The organism is Mucilaginibacter sp. SJ, from assembly GCF_028993635.1.
GTDB lineage: Bacteria > Bacteroidota > Bacteroidia > Sphingobacteriales > Sphingobacteriaceae > Mucilaginibacter.
Map to the genome: position 1 here is coordinate 6,700,090 of NZ_CP118631.1, position 16,781 is coordinate 6,716,870.

At 39.9% G+C, this 16,781-nt stretch carries 14 protein-coding genes; 3 read left to right on the plus strand and 11 right to left on the minus strand.

Features of this window, described 5'->3' with window-relative positions:
* Positions 1–214 precede the first annotated feature (214 nt).
* The 3 genes from MusilaSJ_RS27510 to MusilaSJ_RS27520 are packed head-to-tail and all read left to right on the plus strand — an operon-like array spanning position 215 to position 3,422.
* The gene (locus tag MusilaSJ_RS27510; protein WP_274987943.1) at positions 215–685 is read left to right on the plus strand and encodes a (2Fe-2S)-binding protein; all 471 of its coding nucleotides are present in this window, start codon (positions 215–217) and stop codon (positions 683–685) included.
* Positions 682–2,832: a xanthine dehydrogenase family protein molybdopterin-binding subunit gene (locus MusilaSJ_RS27515; protein WP_274987944.1), complete on the plus strand. Its 2,151-nt coding sequence runs from the start codon at positions 682–684 to the stop codon at positions 2,830–2,832. Before MusilaSJ_RS27510 ends, MusilaSJ_RS27515 begins: the two co-directional genes overlap by 4 nt.
* Positions 2,829–3,422 carry a hypothetical protein gene (locus MusilaSJ_RS27520; RefSeq protein WP_274987945.1) on the plus strand — a complete coding sequence of 198 codons (594 nt, stop codon included), beginning with the start codon at positions 2,829–2,831 and terminating at the stop codon, positions 3,420–3,422. The genes MusilaSJ_RS27515 and MusilaSJ_RS27520 overlap by 4 nt, the downstream gene beginning before the upstream one ends.
* A gap of 282 nt (positions 3,423–3,704) precedes the next feature.
* Here the strand turns inward: MusilaSJ_RS27520 and MusilaSJ_RS27525 are convergent, their stop codons facing one another.
* From MusilaSJ_RS27525 to MusilaSJ_RS27575, 11 genes are all read right to left on the minus strand, one after another.
* Complete coding sequence (locus tag MusilaSJ_RS27525) at positions 3,705–4,652, minus strand: LB_356 family protein (RefSeq protein ID WP_274987946.1); 948 nt, start codon at positions 4,650–4,652, stop codon at positions 3,705–3,707.
* Between the two features lie 3 nt (positions 4,653–4,655).
* On the minus strand, positions 4,656–5,909 hold the full coding sequence (locus tag MusilaSJ_RS27530; protein WP_274987947.1) for an MBOAT family O-acyltransferase: 1,254 nt from the start codon (positions 5,907–5,909) through the stop codon (positions 4,656–4,658).
* Positions 5,910–6,311: 402 nt separating this feature from the next.
* Positions 6,312–6,749 carry a helix-turn-helix domain-containing protein gene (locus tag MusilaSJ_RS27535; RefSeq protein ID WP_090526765.1) on the minus strand — a complete coding sequence of 146 codons (438 nt, stop codon included), beginning with the start codon at positions 6,747–6,749 and terminating at the stop codon, positions 6,312–6,314.
* A 574-nt stretch (positions 6,750–7,323) separates the two neighbouring features.
* Positions 7,324–8,847 (minus strand): PAS domain-containing protein, encoded by a 1,524-nt coding sequence (locus MusilaSJ_RS27540; protein ID WP_274987948.1) that lies wholly within the window; start codon positions 8,845–8,847, stop codon positions 7,324–7,326.
* Between the two features lie 136 nt (positions 8,848–8,983).
* Complete coding sequence (locus tag MusilaSJ_RS27545) at positions 8,984–10,936, minus strand: polysaccharide biosynthesis protein (RefSeq protein ID WP_274987949.1); 1,953 nt, start codon at positions 10,934–10,936, stop codon at positions 8,984–8,986.
* 23 nt (positions 10,937–10,959) lie between these two features.
* A complete protein-coding gene (locus tag MusilaSJ_RS27550; RefSeq protein ID WP_274987950.1) occupies positions 10,960–11,985 on the minus strand; it encodes a GNAT family N-acetyltransferase in 1,026 nt (341 codons plus the stop codon).
* A 26-nt stretch (positions 11,986–12,011) separates the two neighbouring features.
* Positions 12,012–12,518: a GNAT family N-acetyltransferase gene (locus MusilaSJ_RS27555; protein ID WP_090526775.1), complete on the minus strand. Its 507-nt coding sequence runs from the start codon at positions 12,516–12,518 to the stop codon at positions 12,012–12,014.
* Positions 12,515–13,489: a hypothetical protein gene (locus tag MusilaSJ_RS27560; protein WP_274987951.1), complete on the minus strand. Its 975-nt coding sequence runs from the start codon at positions 13,487–13,489 to the stop codon at positions 12,515–12,517. The genes MusilaSJ_RS27555 and MusilaSJ_RS27560 overlap by 4 nt, the downstream gene beginning before the upstream one ends.
* Positions 13,490–13,520: 31 nt before the next feature.
* Positions 13,521–14,324: a phytanoyl-CoA dioxygenase family protein gene (locus tag MusilaSJ_RS27565; protein WP_274987952.1), complete on the minus strand. Its 804-nt coding sequence runs from the start codon at positions 14,322–14,324 to the stop codon at positions 13,521–13,523.
* Positions 14,325–14,351: 27 nt separating this feature from the next.
* Positions 14,352–15,482: a glycosyltransferase family 4 protein gene (locus MusilaSJ_RS27570; protein ID WP_274987953.1), complete on the minus strand. Its 1,131-nt coding sequence runs from the start codon at positions 15,480–15,482 to the stop codon at positions 14,352–14,354.
* A gap of 91 nt (positions 15,483–15,573) precedes the next feature.
* On the minus strand, positions 15,574–16,659 hold the full coding sequence (locus MusilaSJ_RS27575; protein ID WP_274987954.1) for an NAD-dependent epimerase: 1,086 nt from the start codon (positions 16,657–16,659) through the stop codon (positions 15,574–15,576).
* Positions 16,660–16,781 lie beyond the last annotated feature (122 nt).

Sequence of the window (16,781 nt, forward strand, 5' to 3'; positions counted from 1 at the left end):
GTGAACAAATAAATCAGCCTGCTCCGGTAACAATAACCGGCCATCAGGTTGTCACAAAGCCCAGGAACACTGATTAATTATCAGTGTATATAACGAGCGTTACGTATATGGATTTAAAGAGAAATGACTGTTTGATTTGTATTGGTATTCCTGGTAGAAATACTTAAATTTAACTATTGGTTCCCGGTCTCAAACCTAACTTAAACTCTTCAATATGACAGCGATAACAATTAATGGGAAACAGCGGGAGGTTGCCGCTGACCCGGACATGCCTTTACTGTGGGTTATTCGTGATCTTTTAGGCCTTACCGGCACCAAATTCGGTTGTGGCGTGGCGCAGTGCGGAGCATGTACTGTACACCTGAACGGCGAAGCTGTGCGGTCATGTGTAACAAAGGTGAGCCGTGCGGCAGGGCAACAGGTCACTACAATTGAAGGACTGTCTAAATTAAATGACCACCCTTTGCAAATTGCCTGGGCTGAGTTCGATGTTCCGCAATGTGGTTACTGCCAATCTGGTCAACTCATGTCTGCAGCTGTTTTGCTGCGGGAAAATCCCAACCCAACAGATCAGGATATTGACGATGCAATGTCGGGTAATATTTGCCGTTGCGGTACTTATCCCCGCATCCGGGCGGCTATACACAAAGCGGCAGAACTGCAGCGGGAAGGAGCAAAATCATGAACAGGCGTAACTTTATACAATCAGGTGCATTATTGAGCGGCGGCTTGCTCATCTCATTTACTATTCCAAAGGCCAATAAGCTGGCTGCCCTTGCAGATATGGCAGACCTGAACGTGTTTGCCCCGAATGCATTTTTAAATATAGGTACAGACAATAGTATTTCGGTATACCTGAGCCATGTAGAAATGGGGCAGGGCATCTGGACTACGCTGCCCATGTTGATTGCGGACGAGCTTGATGTGGATCTGAAAAAAATCAATATTAAACATGGCGGTGCCGATAAGGCGTTTAACCATGTTATTTACGGCGCGCAAATTACCGGGGGGTCAAGTACCACCTGGTCTGAGTTTGACAGGTATCGGAATGCCGGAGCAACCGCGCGGACGCTCCTGCTTCAAACAGCCGCTACCCGTTCGGGGACTGCTGTCGAAAGCTGCAAAACGGAAGATGGGTTTGTTATTGCCGGGAGCAAAAGATACACTTATGGAGAGTTAGCTAACGACGCGGCAAAGTTACCTGTACCTGCAAAGGTTCCGCTGCGTTCATCTACCGACTGGAGGTATATAGGCAAAGGAAGCAAAAGGATGGATGCGCGAGTAAAGACTGATGGTACTGCAAAATTTGGCATGGATATCCAGTTCCCCGGATTACTCACCGCAGTTGTTGCTCATGCACCTGTTTTTGGGGGTAAAGTCAAATCGTTTGATGCCGGTAAGGCGAAAGCAGTTCCCGGCGTAAGGGAGGTTGTTCAAATCCCGACCGGGGTGGCTGTCATTGCCGACCACTTCTGGGCGGCCCAACAGGGACGGAAGGCCTTACAGATAAGCTGGGACTATGGCACCGGCGTGCAGTTAAATACCGGTATGCAAACTGCGGCTTACCGAAAACTGGCTGCATCGGATGGTCTGCTGGTTCAAAAAAAAGGTGATGTAAAAACAGCGCTTACACAAGCGGTAAAAACCATTTCGGCAGAATATGTTTTTCCTTACCTGGCCCATGCACCGATGGAACCACTGAATTGCACAGTAAAGATTGAAAATGATAGCTGCGAGATATGGACAGGTACACAGTTGCCAGGCGGGGAACAGGCTGCCGCAGCAAAAATTCTTGGGTTTAAGCCGGAGCAGGTAAAAGTGAATATACCATTCCTTGGGGGAGGCTTTGGCAGACGTGCTACACCTGCCTGCGATTTTGTTTCGGAGGCGGTTCATATTGCGAAAGCAAGCGGTAAACCGATAAAAATGGTATGGACACGGGAAGATGATATGAAGAGCGGGTTTTACCGGCCTTTTTATGTCCATAATGTAAAGATCGGTGTAGATAAGGATGGTCTTCCGGTTGCCTGGAACCATAATATTGCAGGTCAGTCAATTATGGCGGATGCGGCAGTGCTTTTTGGTCCGCCTCCGGCAATAGATGATACCACGGTGGAAGGCGTTAAAGGATCACCATACCTGGATGAGATACCAAATCATTTTGTTGGCCTTCACACCACCAAAGAAGTAGTGCCTGTTTTGTGGTACCGGTCTGTGGGGGGGACGCACACTGCATATGTAATGGAAACGCTTATTGACCAGCTTGCTTACAATGCAGGTATCGACCCGGTGGAGTACCGCCGCGAGTTATTTAAAAATCATTCAAGGCACCTGGCTGCGCTTAATCTTGTGGCCGAAAAAGGCAATTGGAACCGGACACTGGCTCCTGGGCGGTATAAAGGTATCGCGGTACATGAGGCTTTTGGCAGCGTTGTAGCGATTATAGCCGAAGTAAGTGTTGAAAAAGGAGTTACGAAGGTACATCAGGTAGATTGTGCAATTGAGTGCGGCCTGGCCGTGAATCCCGACGGTGTAAAAGCCCAAATGGAAAGCGGGATCATTTTCAGTATCTCGATGGCAATGTACGGCGAGCTGACGTTCGTTAATGGGGAACTGCAACAAAATAATTTTTATGATTACCGGATCACCCGGATGTACGAAGCACCCCGGATCAATGTTTACATTGTGGATAGCAAGGAAAAAATGGGAGGTGCCGGAGAATGTGCAGTTCCGCCAACAGCACCGGCTGTAGCTAATGCAATTTTTGCAGCAACCGGAAAACGGATTTACAATTTACCTATTGTTAACAACCGACTCGAAAAACAGGCATGAAAAAACTAATAATCACCATGATCGTTTTGTTTATGTCAAGCGCGGTCATATTATCGTTCAAAGAAGAAAAATCAACATTTAATTATGCGGCGCTGCCTAAAGATAGTGTGGCTTCTGTTGCAGCTTTTAAACAAGTTTACACCGTATTAATGAGTGCCCGCTGTATGAATTGTCATCCCCCGGGAGATATACCACTGCAGGGTGATGATAGTCACTTGCACACCATGTTTCCCAAAAGGGGGGTAGATGGTAAGGGTGTTTATGCGATGAAATGCGCCAATTGCCATCAGCCAACAAATACTCCGGGCTTGCATACGCCTCCGGGCAATCCCAATTGGCATCTGCCACCGGCCGACATGAAAATGGTTTTCCAGGGGAGAACACCCCGCCAGTTGGCAAAACAAATCATAGATCCCAAGCAAAACGGGCATAAGGACATGCAGAAGCTCATTGCACATGCAGATGATGGACTGGTGCTGTCGGCCTGGAAACCGGGGGAAGGCCGTAAACTTCCACCAATGAGCCACGCCGCATTTAAGAAAGCCTGGCTTACCTGGTTAAAAACCGGCGCGTATGCTCCGGCTAAATAAAGTGTGGCAAAGCCGGGATTACTAAGGATGAAGGAAGCGAAATTTTCTAATTCCCCGGCTATCTAAGTTATTGATTTATTATGCTGTTTATTTAAATGCGGTTTTAATTAATAATAAAGCGCCGTCCCTGGCCGGCGCTTTATTTTAACCTGCTATCAAAATTGCCGGCAACTTCCTGCAACAGCCCATCGGATATAAAAAGTTTAAGCTCTTTATAAGACAAAAAAAAGCCCGATACGTTTGTACCGGGCGCTGTTAGTTAGTTGTTTGATATATTATTTATTAATTGCCACTTACAGTTTTATTATCAAACTGATTTAGGGATGCGGTATTACCGGTACTAAGCATTCCATTTATAATGCGCTGATTGATGTATGCTGAAAATTTTAAAGCTCCTTTGAAATTCAAATGCCCAAAATCGGCAAAGTCATCATTTTTTAGCGGAAAGTTATTGAAGTCCAGGAATTTCATATCGCCAAAGTAACGTTCACGGATCAATGAAAACTCCGCCTCATTATTTCTGTACTCATACAAAGGATGTTGCGGGCTCCTGATCAGGAAGACACTTTTATGCATGCCGTTGCAATAATCTATTATTTTCCTTAGATATTGAATATTGGTTGTTGAGATTGCACTTTTATTTGATGCTGCTTTAATATTTTTGCCCGCCGGATTATTTGAAGGTAAAAGCCTGGAACCTTCTATTTTGAAATACCCTCCTGTTTTTCCTGTATAATCGTAGTTAAATGAAAGCGCTTTAATAAAATTGGTACGCGCAGCTATGCCTATACAATTCATAAAGTATTTTGAATTGTGCTTAGCCAGCAATTCAAAATCGGCCAGGCTCATAAAAGAGGCATATTGCGGAAACATATTTGACATGTAGGTATATCCCCATGTCCAGTCATCCATTTTTGTGTCAATTTGGTTATTCGAAAATTCTATAAGTACAGTAGTTATCTGGGGATTTTGCGACAGGTATTTTTTAACTTTTTGAAAGGTGTAAAAATAAGATTCGGCAGAGTGCGACAGATTGGTTAACTTGGGTATCAGGGTATCATTGTAGGCACATTCCGAATGCGAATGACCAAAAAGTGCAATAGTATTGTCTTTCTTTAGCCTAAACTTTGAAAATTTATTTACCATATAGCCCGGGATCAGGGCAATAGCCAATATGAGCAGGCAGCTCACTAAAACAAATGATATGGTTTTAATTAAAAAGCGGTGCATTGCTTAAAATTGAAAGTAAATAAACTGTTGCTCTTTTCCTGTAAATAAAAAAATCACCACAATCAATGTATAGTAAAAGGTCAATCTGTACCCTCTTTTTTTTAACCAGCTTAACTTCTCAATGGCATATTGGTTTTCCCGCCCCTGCCACTCAACTATTATAAAACATAGAATAAGAATGATCACTTCAAGCAATTGTGCTTTATTAACATCTAATTGAGGTATGAAAAAAAGCGATCTTGAAAAAATCCGGCCAATGTATTTAAATGCTTGTGTAACACTATCAGCCCTAAAAAAGATCCATGCAAAAATTACCTGCAGAAATGTGGTCACCATTTGCATGAATTCGGTGAACGTTGGCATAGCTTTGCCTTTGGCTGCAATTTCGAGGTGGTTTCTGTTTGTTTTTAAAAGAATAGAAGGGAGAATAAATAAAGCATTTAAAAGGCCCCAGATGATGAAGGTCCAGTTGGCGCCGTGCCAAAAGCCGCTAACCAAGAAAATGATTAATGTGTTTCTTACTTTGAGCCAGGTGCCTGTTTTGCTGCCCCCAAGAGGTATGTATAAGTAATCTCTAAACCATGATGATAGTGAGATATGCCATCTGCGCCAAAACTCGGCCATATCTCTTGAAAAGTACGGGAATGCAAAATTTCTCAGCAGTTCAAATCCAAAAAGTTTTGCTATGCCTAATGCCATATCAGAATATCCCGAGAAATCGCAATAGATTTGGACTGCAAAAAATATAGCGCCTAAAACCAGGGTACTGCCTGGATAATGCGAACTATTTGCAAATATCATGTTGGCATAGTCGGCACATTGATCGGCAATTACAGCTTTTTTAAACAAGCCCCATAGAATTTGCCGCAGCCCATTAATTGCCCCCTGGTAGTTAAATTCTCTCTTCGTTTTCACCTGGGGCAAAAGGTGTGTTGCCCGTTCGATAGGGCCCGCCACCAAAAGCGGGAAAAAACTTACGAACAATGAATAGTCAATGAAGTTCCGTTCGGCTTTAATACGGTTTTTATAAACATCAATTACATATGATAAACCATGAAATGTATAAAAAGAGATACCGACAGGCAGGATTACATTTAGAGTAAACGGGCTTAAATGAATCCCTATACTGGCGCATAGGCCGGCAAGCGATGCTGCAAAGAAGTTGTAGTATTTAAAAACACCCAAAAAGCCCAGGTTTACAGATATGCTTAACCAAAGCCAAAAGGTTTTTAGGCCTTGTGTTTTTGCCTGGTACATTTTTAGCCCGGTAAAATAATCTAAAAGGGTGGAAAAAATTAACAGTAAAAGAAACCGCCAGTCCCAGCAAGCGTAAAAAAAATAACTTGCAGCGAGCAGCAACAAATTTTGCTGTTGCAGTTTTCGGTTAAGTACAAACCAATAAAGCACAAAAACCACAATCAGAAATATTCCGAACCCAAAGGAATTAAAAAGCATGTTATGATGAATTTTAAAAAATAGCCAAAGTGGCCGACTTAGGATACTCAGTATGTACAGAGGCTGGGAAATAGGTAGACGCAGATGTATAACAAAAGGCAACAAAAATTGATCGCTGTTTTGCAGCAACCAACTTATAACAATATAAAAAAAGTAAGTAAAGGTCTTTTGTCAATATAATAATTTTGTGATACCTGGAAGCTGTCAATCTGGCTTTAGTGTGTTTTCGTTACGCAACGCTTCATTGAATTTTTCAAGCAATTTTATATACTTGTCCATCCAATAATATATGGCATCAAGCGGAGCGTCTTTTGCTTCATGTGTTTCGATATCCTTTTCGGCATTCGGCGAGTTAAATCTCAAGGCAAATTCATTGGGAAATTCCTTTGAAAAATCATGCTCAATAACAATACCGATCTGACAAATTATATCAAAGCTAAGCCTTTTGGTGTTGAACCAATTGTATAAGGTTCTGCGGCTTACGTTGAGCTTCCGGGCGATTTCACTTATCCCCATATGGTCACGTCTAACAATTCGCTCTACAATTTTGCCAAAATGTAAATCTTGAGTGTCATTAATACCAATAGATCTTTGATCGTTATTGATATATGAGCTAACAGGGTAATAAACTTTGCTGTGCATAAGATTAGATTCGATTAGGTGTCAATTTTTAGTTGGTTAGCATAATTAAATTTAGGTTATAATAAACTGCAAATTACTTATAGATACTTATGATCATAAATATCGGGTCTCGGCTTTTTCTGAATCATGATTTAAGTTTAGGTTATTCATTAGTTTAATGTTTAGTGCTCACATTCGTTTATCAATAAACAAGCGATGGCCTTTTTGATAATTCGTATCATCGTTTGTGAATTAAATTTATGTATACTTCCTATCTTAATCAACCTATAAAAGGCCAAATTATACCTGTAGAAGGCGTTAATGCACACTAATTAGGAATAGTAAAAATGGCTCTGCACGTTTTTGGGGCCAATATTTGCCAGTTTTTGTGAGTGGTAGTTAAGTTATTAAACTGTTATCCATCCAATAAAGTGTTATTTTAGTTGATTTTACTAAAGGTGTATTTTTTTTCAAAATAAGATAAATTTAGTGCGTAGCGCTAATGTAAACGCATAAATTCATAAAATATTGGCGAATTCTCATTTTTTTATCTTCCGGTTGAAGATCATCGCGATAAAATTTTTTTCTAAACAGCTCAATCCGTTAAAAAGTTGGCCATTTTAAACGGTGAAAGAGGAGTAATATCCAGAAGTATTCCTGATAGCTTTTTACACTTGTTATTTTGAAATTCAGGATAACCAATAATTCTTATCTTTCTTGAATTACCTTTGGCAGTTATCATATCAACTTCAATATCAAAAGAGCTTCCGTATTTTAACGCGTCTTTTAAAGCTTTTTTACTGAGCCTCTCGCTTTTGCCTTGTTTAAAAAGCTTCCATATCGTTTTTATATCCGGTACGAAGTACTCAGGTACTTCAAGGATGCTTTTTATAACGTTATCCCATTGCATGGTATGGGTAAGCAGATCTCGTGTCCAGGTACCTATTTTTGACAAGGCAGCGGCTCTTTTTAGAAGCTTCTCGGCCTGTTTGTTTTCTTTTTCTATGGCTTTAATTTTGGAAATATCTTCGGTATGGATAAATAGTCCGCCTGTTTCTCCCGAAGTTGTAAACCAGGGGTGAATATTCCATTTTAGCCAAACGCGGGTACCATCATTCTTTTTTAAGAGCAGGCCATCACATTGATATATATTACCTTTTAAGCAATGATTATGGAGTTTTTCGCATTTCTTTTTTGTAGCCGGTAAAACTTCATATATACTTTTTCCAATAAAACCTGTGTTTTCAAGTTTGTATTCGGCAACCCATCTTTTTGAAGCAGCAATAAATTGCATCTGGTTATTGAACATGGCAATAGCAATAGGGGCCTGTTCTATAAGCATTTTATTATGCTTATTATTTTCTTTTTGAGTTTCGATGAGCTCACCATCGGATGATTTTTCTTCTAAATATCTATGATAACATGCCGAAAAATTTGACGGATTGGAAAAATTGAGCATTACTGCCATTTGGTTTTTATTGCAGCGCTTTTCCCTGATATATCTGTCTGCAATTTCCATTTGCAGATATCGGTAATAGGAAAAAATAGTTCTGCCGAAACTTTGCTTAAAATCTCTTTTTAATTTTGACTCAGATACAAAATGTTTTTTTGAAAGTGCGGAGATACTCGGAAATCCGATAAACAGGTTCTCATTTAGTGTTTTTGCAACATTTTCAAGGAGCTGGTCGTTTTGAGTTACAAACTCAGGTAGTTTTTCTACTCCTGTTTTATTATCGTGAGATTTATTATTTAACGGGCTAATGTCTGCCATATGCGCATAAAACCCCTTTATTTCACCTTCAACATAGTTGGGATGATAAGTTACCCGCACGTTTTTAGCTTTGCCCGAGTACAAATGAATTACCTGGTCAAAAACCTGTATTTTACCACCTAATACACCGTTAATATAAGGAAGCTGCATTTCAAATAATGTTCCTAAAATTTCTGAAAGATGCGATTTATTGATCATATGCTCCGGGGTTATCCCAAACCAATCGGCCGTAGCTTTATTGGCATAGCGGCAAATCAGGTTTTTATCCCAATAAGCCAGCATGGCCTCAGTATGCTCCGTCACGTTGAACGCTATCTCAGAAAAATCAGAATTCGGATCAAAGGACATTAGATTTCCTCTTTAAAAATAACAATCATCAGCTTTACCCATCGTGATGAAAATGGGATCTTAGGTTATAATTTGCTTAAATCTGCAAATTATTATTGGAAACATATAAGATTAATCATATAAATTAAAAAAAAGCTCAGTTTACCATTTGTTTGTCAATCAATTTTATGTCGAGCTTTTCATATTGGGAATTATTGCTGATGTAATCGGGCAATATGGTTTTCATTTTCGATACCATCAAATCAACTTCATTATGTAGGTTGAGCTCCAAAAGATCCTTTATTAAATTGTTGATCTTAGCGTAACTAACCGGGATGTTTTTGGAGATCTTGATGTCTTTGTTATAAGTTGGTATTACCTCTTCTTCGGCATTTAACAACTCTTCATATAGTTTTTCGCCGGGCCGCAAGCCGGTATAAACAATCTGGATATCTTTTCCCGGAACAAGACCGGCCATTTTTATCATATTCGCCGCCAGATCGGCAATTTTTACCGGTTCGCCCATGTCAAACAAAAATATTTCGCCTCCATTGCCCATTACGGCTGCCTCAAGTACCAGCTGTACAGCTTCGGGTATAGTCATAAAGTATCTTGTGATATCCGGATGGGTAACGGTAACGGGCCCGCCTTTTTCAATTTGTGCTTTAAAGCGGGGGATCACGGAGCCATTTGACCCAAGGACATTGCCGAAGCGGGTTGTTATAAACCTGGTTTGGTTACCTTTTGACGGATCAGAGTTAAAAAAATGCTCTTCAAATAACAGGTTATTTAACGATTGAATATACATTTCGGCTATCCGTTTTGAGGCCCCCATGATGTTTGTTGGACGCACCGCTTTATCTGTTGATATCATTACAAATTTTTCGACATTAAATTCTATTGAAATATCTGCCAGGATTTTTGTGCCCCATACGTTGGTTAAAATAGCTTCGGTCGGGTTATTCTCCATCATAGGTACATGCTTGTAAGCTGCCGCATGAAATACTATTTGAGGCCTGTATAAATTAAACAGTGTTTTTATACGACCGGAATTTTGGATATCAGCAATAAAGATCCTGGTGCGGTTACCGTACAAGCCGTCTTCAATTTCCATTTGAATATCATGCAACGGGGTTTCGGCCCTGTCACATAACACAACAAATTCGGGACTATACATTAACACTTGCCTTACCAGCTCAGAACCTATTGAACCGGCAGCACCCGTGATCAAAATCCTTTTACCTTTAATATCATCTAAAATATGTTCATTGCAGATTTTTATGGGTTTTCGCTCCAACAGATCTTCTATTTTTAGGTCTTTAAATTGATTTAGGTTGGGTTTGCCATTGATCCACTGGTCGGATGACGGCACAACAATTACTTTTATGCCAAGTTCAATACATTTTTCAACCGCCTTTCTTTTTCCGTCGATTTTTATATCCTCGGATGTTATCAGCATTGACTTTATATCGTAGCGTTTTTTTAGCATATCAATTGATTTGATAGGATAAACCTGCTTTTGCTCAATGCATTTTGATATTCTGTCAACACCGGTGTCGATAAAGCCCTGAACATTGAGTATAAATCCTTTTTGTGCTTCAAGGGCATTTTTAATTAGTATGGAAGGCTCGTTGGAGCCGTAGATCAGTACATTTTCTTTTTCAACTTTATAGCTTGTTGCCTCAATGTATTTAAAAACATCCTTGATAATAATACGCATACACATCAGCATAGACGAAGTGATAAAGAAATTGATCAGCAGCACATCCATCAATCCGCTGACATCAATTTTAAGGTAGAAAGCGAAGAACACATGATAAAACAGCAAAAACGTAACATTACTTGCCAGTACGGTTATTAAAATCCGCATCATATCGCGTGTGTTGGAATACCTGATAATACATGTATGTATTTTCATTATCATAAAAACCAGCACCGCATTGCTGCAATAAAAAAGCATATAATAAAGACTGATGGGATCAAACTGAAGCCGGTTTTTAAAATATAGTGATGTCCATAATGATAACAAAACTACCATCAGGTCAATTACCAGGATTAGCCATCTTGAATGGAACTTATCCTGGAACAACAAATTTTTGAGGTATATCATAACTGGTTTATTTAGGTATTATCTTAAGCGTATCTATATAGCGGAAAAAAGTCTACTTCGGCATTTTCTTCAATGCCCTTATCCTGCAAAAGCTTTTGGTATATTTCCGGGTTGGCAACATACCTCCATGTTTTAAAATCAAGGTGGAAGTCGGAGAAGGCGCATTTCCAATCAAAGAGTTTGTCGTTCTTAAATCCAAGGCCGCCTCCCAGGTTATAATATTTCATTCCTTTTTCCCTGCCTATCTGGGTTATAGAGTCGGCCAGGAATTTGGTGGGGCTGTGGTGTAAATATTCTGCACGGGTACCTACTAAATGAGCCTGGATAATGCCATTGGTAAATACTATTATGGTACTTGCAATTGCAGTGTCATTGTAGTAAACAGTTAATAAACGTGCGTCATATTCGGAGGTGTTTAATATTTCTGAAAAGTACTTTTCATTAAATAGATAGTAGTTGCTGGCACCTACCCGTTTCATGTTTTCGGTATAAATTTCAACAAAGGTTTTTATGCCGGCAGTATTAGTTTCGTCTTCTATTCTGAAACCCTTTTTCCATGCATGTTTAATAGCATCCATAGTTGATTGCCTGTATTTTTTGCGTTGTTCATCAATGGGGAGTGAAAGGTCAAGTACTACTGTTTTTCCGTTTTCGTGAACGCCTCCAAATTTCTCCAGTAATTTTTGCTGCTTATAAAAAGGATGAAGTCTTACAAAAACAGATACATACTTTTCCTTTACAAGGAAATTGTTGAAAGCACTTTTAAAATTTTCCATCAGTTCCTCATCTATCTCATCAATCTTTTTGTTTGAAAACGGGCCCGAAAAACCATATACACAGGTTAGGTCGCTATAATCAGATCCCGGAATTTTTCGCTGAAGCAGGGGGAAGCCGATAAAGGTGTCTAACTCTTCATAAATAAATAGAACAGGATCTCCGGCTGTTTCAAGGGAGTGATAATGCCATGTATGATAAAAATCATATTCGGCCGAATTACCGACGTAAGAAATCCATTCCTCTTTATTGAGCAGGGTAAAGATCTTAATCATTGAATTAAAGTTTAGGAGATAGTAAATTATGACTGTTGATTTTGAAGGCAAACAAATTTACTTTTGGTAATACTCATTGTAATCAGATCATTTACCTTACCTGTAATTTCAAATCCGGCCTTTTCATAAACGGTTATTGCCGCGATATTTGCAGGATGTACCTTTAAATAAATCTCATCCAATTCCTTTATTAAAAAGCCATATCGTATCATCTGTACTGTTGCCTGGTAACCAATTCCTTTACCCCAGTAAAGTTTGTTACCAATAAACAGGTGCAGTTCTGCATCATGATCAGTAATATCGAGCAGTTGGATATTACCTATATATGTATTAAGCTCTTTAACACAAATTGCAAATCTAAGCTGATCGGGCTTGGCCAGCTTTTCACGTAACCAGGCTGTTTCTATTTCCGAGCTAATATAATGAGTGGGTTTGTAGCCCGTATATACCCATATCAATGGGTCATTACGCCATGCGTAAGATACGGACGCATCTTCTATTACAAGGGGGCGTATGTAAACTGAAATGGTCATAAAAAAAGTCTTAGCGTATTTAACATATAAAACATATCCTGAAGGTCATACCGCTGGTCGATTGGTAATGGCACTAAGCACCGGGCCAGGTAATTTTCGTTGGTGTTTTTCTTAGTCCACTTAAATACATTGGGCCAGTAGGTGGCAACGTATATTTTTTTCTGTATCAAATGGACCTTTAGGTGCCGGTCGTTTGTTAAAAAAGGATAAACCAATGGTACTGTGTGCTCATCAGCGGCGTTAAACTTAAGCAGGTTAAATTGAGCAAGGTGCTTATGCAAAAAATTAAAGTTTCGTTGCCTCGCAAAAACACATTCATTGTAATTGATGCTTGAAAGCATCTTTTGGGTTAATAACGACATAGACCTGATCTCGTTGTTTTCCAGATCCTTGCTGTTGTTTACATAGTCAGAATACCCGGCTTCTATACCTGCGTCTATGCTTTTTATCAGGTGCGAAAACCGTTGTACTGAGCTATCTACCGGCAATTTTTTAGCGAGCTTTCTCTTAATGCTTAAATATGCACCGTCCGGAACGCCAAAAAACTTACGGCACGAGTAAAATGTATCAATGCCGGCAAGGGGCTCTGAAAAAAAGGCTTGCGAATTATCAATTATAAGATTTTTGATTTTGCCGCTAAGCTCTAATGCTTTTGTTTGTTTTATGCCAAAGTAATTGGTATATAAAAAACAGGCGTCAGGCTCAATCTCAAAATCGATGATGGGATCTAACTGCCGGTCAACATGATAAAACTGGTATTGAATACCTGTTCGTGCAATTGGCTCAAGTAGCACATCGCAGGTAAAATAAGGGATATAAATTTTATGGTATTTTTTTTGTATCAGTATGTATTCTAATGCATTACGTCCTGTGTTTAACCTAACCAAATCGGGGTAGTATTCATTCCCTTTGGGCAGTTCCAGCTCCAAATACCCGCCTATGGGTTTTAACGCGGCTTTATTTTTTTGCATGACTGTAAATTGAGTGTGAAAAATAAAGTTGTTATCCCTGGTCGCTTTTATACATTCTTAAATGAATGGGCTGATAATATTCATCCAGGTTTTCAGGGATACGTGAATTGTAACCCAATACCTGCCGCTGATCAGCGCTAAGCTTATCAATAAAGTCGTAGCCTAATACCCTTGGATAGTCCATTTGTGGTTTAATAAAAGGGCGGGTAAATCCCAGCGTTAATGCCCGGCGTTGCTTAATTGTTTTATTTTCGCCTGCGGCATGCCATATGTTAGAGTCGAAAAGGATGATGCTTCCTTTTGGTGTTACAGCCCTGTCGGCGGTTTCATAGAAATAAGTTCCATTAGGTTTGATATCTGTTTTATGTGAGCCTGACAGGAAATAGGTAGCACCGTTTTCTTCGGTAAAATCATCAAGGGTAACTATCATTTGCACTAATAATTTGGTATCGCCCATAAAGGTGCGTACATCACGATGCATGTTACTTACATAAGGATGTTGCTGCTGGGTGTGTATTACTGCATTGAACCCATTCAGTATATAATTACCACTCAAAAAATAAGCAATCTCATCGGCACAATACATTTTTTCAATAAACGGCAGGCTGAAATTGTCCTTTTCAACAAGGTGATGAAGTGTGCCGACCATGTTAGAGCTTATCCCATTTTTTTCCTGAATGGCTCGTCGTTTTACGTACGCTTCCTTTAAATCCTCATTAATAACTGCAACAAAATCGCTGTCTAAAGCATTCTCAAAAATAACCCATCCGTAATCACGCATTGCAACGCGGAAATCTTCAAAATGCCTGTCTCCGTAGTTAAGTCTATTTCTCATGAATTTGTATTGTTGATTTTCGGCTAATTAATTTAGGTCCATTATCTGCATCATCATGGCATTTACTTTATGCACATCAAATTTTTCCTTTGCCAAGGCCAGCCCGTTAAGACCGAAACTGCTGATAGCTTGCTTGTTGGTTATGAAATACTCCATTTTATGCACAAGTTCGGCTGTGTTTTTTACAGGTATTAAAAATCCATTGCTGTTGGGTGACGTTTCAACGGTTTCCCTGCAACCAACAGAATCGCAGGTGATAATGGCACGCGCCATAGCCATGGCTTCAAGCAAACACCGTGGAATTCCCTCCCGGTAGTATGATGGCAGTACAACAACAGATGAACTGCTTATATATGGTCTTACATCATCAACGGCGCCCAGGTAGTTAATTACACTCCGGTGCTTTATCTCCGAAAATAAGTCGGGGTGAATAGCGTCGACATTATCATCATAGGATCCGATTAGTTTGAAAGTTACCTGCGGGTGCTTTAGAAATACAATTTGCGCCGCTTCAAAATATTCGCGGATCCCTTTGGCATTGATTAGCCTGGATACCATGATAAAGCTTATGTTATTAATGTCTGGCCGGGTAGGGGTATAGTAGCTCAAATCAACCCCCGACCCGTTAACTACCGCGGTTTGATGTTTTGCCGATATTATTTTAGAATCAAGCAGGGTTTGTACATCATCTTTATTTTGAAATATGACAGACAACCCCTGTCTGTTTTTAAGGCTGAACCTAAGCAGGAAGCGGGTAATTTTGCTTGTTAAAGATGTGTTACCGCTAACAAAGTTATAACCAAGGCCCGAAAGCATCGGGGTTATTTTTCGCACGCCGCCCAGTTTGGCTGCAAGTGTTCCATATATAACCGGTTTAAGGGTGTATGGAAAAAAAACATCCGGCTTTAGCTGTTTGATGAGCCGGTAAAGTTTCAACGCATATTTCAGATCAGATAAGATCGATACATTACTTCCGTTTAGATTGTTTTCAAATAAAACGATGTTTAACATTGCCAGTTTTGCGCGTTGCTCGGGCGGTATCGCAGGGATAAAAGCATAAACGGTATGCTCTTTCCGCATCAGCTCAACTAATTTACCTCTAAAATCAATCAACGATTTGGCCGAATCGCAGGCGATCAGCACTTTTTTGCTTGTCATGATCGTACAGTAAGCAATAAGTTATAAGCGAGGATTTAATTGGAGACGTAATGTCATTCAAAAGATAAACACGATTATCGGGAGCGATATTTTAGTGAACAAGCACCGGTTCGGGCTTGGTGCTTTTAATATGGTAGTATTTTTTGTACCATGCAATAAATCGTTCAACCCCGGTATGAACAGAAACCTGGGGTTTATAGTTCAGCATGTCATCTAAATTTGAAACATCGGCACAGGTTTCGGCAACGTCGCCATCCTGCATTGGCATTAGTGTTTTGATTGCTTTTTTGTTTACTTGTGCCTCAATTTCGCTTACAAAATCAAGCAGGTTAACCGGTGCGCCCCTGCCAATGTTGAACACCCTGAAAGGTGCAGACGATGTAGCCGGATCTGGATCTTTGGCATTCCACAGATAATTAGGTTCGGCCGGCTGATCAATAACATGCGTAATGCCTTCAACAATGTCATCTACGTAGGTAAAATCGCGAAGCATATTGCCGTTGTTAAAAACTTCAATAGGCCTGCCCTCCAGAATTGCTTTGGTAAAAATAAATAAAGCCATGTCTGGCCGGCCCCACGGCCCGTAAACTGTAAAAAAACGTAACCCCGTAGTTCGCAGATTAAATAAATGGCTGTAGGTATGGGCCATCATTTCATTGGCTTTTTTTGATGCTGCGTATAATGAAACCGGATGGTCGGCAATATTATGCTCGCTGAAGGGCATTTTTTTGTTTAAACCGTAAACGCTTGATGAACTGGCGTAAACAAGGTGATTAATCTTGAAATGCCTGCAGCATTCCAGGATGTTTAAAAATCCTTTTACGTTTGTGTCAATATAAACATCGGGATTAGTAAGACTGTAGCGTACACCGGCCTGTGCGGCCAGGTTACAAACGGCATCAAACTGATAGTTTTGGAATTGCTGCTGCAGATTTTCTTTATCCGTTATATCCAGTTTTATAAAAGTATAATTTGGATATTTTGTACTGCAAACAGGTTTGTTATAAACCATTCCTGATACTTTTATGCCGGCATCCAGCAATCGGGCGTGTTTTAGCTTTACATCATAGTAATCATTAATATTATCAATGCCCACAACGCTGTCGCCGCGTTTAAGTAATTTTTGGGTTAAATGATAGCCGATAAATCCCGCAGTGCCGGTAATTAAAATTTTCATAAATAAGTGAAATTAGGTTTAAATGAAAGCCTTAGAGGAAGGCGTTGATTATTGGTTGATTATAAGCGTGAACGCTTAAATAATAGCAAATGCCTGTATGAAAAAGAATCAGGAACGGTAAC

Coding starts and splice junctions, on each gene's coding strand:
- MusilaSJ_RS27510 (WP_274987943.1), top strand. CDS start 215: ATGACAGCGATAACAATTAATGGGAAACAGCGGGAGGTTGCCGCTGAC.
- MusilaSJ_RS27515 (WP_274987944.1), top strand. CDS start 682: ATGAACAGGCGTAACTTTATACAATCAGGTGCATTATTGAGCGGCGGC.
- MusilaSJ_RS27520 (WP_274987945.1), top strand. CDS start 2,829: ATGAAAAAACTAATAATCACCATGATCGTTTTGTTTATGTCAAGCGCG.
- MusilaSJ_RS27525 (WP_274987946.1), bottom strand. CDS start 4,652: ATGCACCGCTTTTTAATTAAAACCATATCATTTGTTTTAGTGAGCTGC.
- MusilaSJ_RS27530 (WP_274987947.1), bottom strand. CDS start 5,909: ATGTACCAGGCAAAAACACAAGGCCTAAAAACCTTTTGGCTTTGGTTA.
- MusilaSJ_RS27535 (WP_090526765.1), bottom strand. CDS start 6,749: ATGCACAGCAAAGTTTATTACCCTGTTAGCTCATATATCAATAACGAT.
- MusilaSJ_RS27540 (WP_274987948.1), bottom strand. CDS start 8,847: ATGTCCTTTGATCCGAATTCTGATTTTTCTGAGATAGCGTTCAACGTG.
- MusilaSJ_RS27545 (WP_274987949.1), bottom strand. CDS start 10,936: ATGATATACCTCAAAAATTTGTTGTTCCAGGATAAGTTCCATTCAAGA.
- MusilaSJ_RS27550 (WP_274987950.1), bottom strand. CDS start 11,985: ATGATTAAGATCTTTACCCTGCTCAATAAAGAGGAATGGATTTCTTAC.
- MusilaSJ_RS27555 (WP_090526775.1), bottom strand. CDS start 12,518: ATGACCATTTCAGTTTACATACGCCCCCTTGTAATAGAAGATGCGTCC.
- MusilaSJ_RS27560 (WP_274987951.1), bottom strand. CDS start 13,489: ATGCAAAAAAATAAAGCCGCGTTAAAACCCATAGGCGGGTATTTGGAG.
- MusilaSJ_RS27565 (WP_274987952.1), bottom strand. CDS start 14,324: ATGAGAAATAGACTTAACTACGGAGACAGGCATTTTGAAGATTTCCGC.
- MusilaSJ_RS27570 (WP_274987953.1), bottom strand. CDS start 15,482: ATGACAAGCAAAAAAGTGCTGATCGCCTGCGATTCGGCCAAATCGTTG.
- MusilaSJ_RS27575 (WP_274987954.1), bottom strand. CDS start 16,659: ATGAAAATTTTAATTACCGGCACTGCGGGATTTATCGGCTATCATTTA.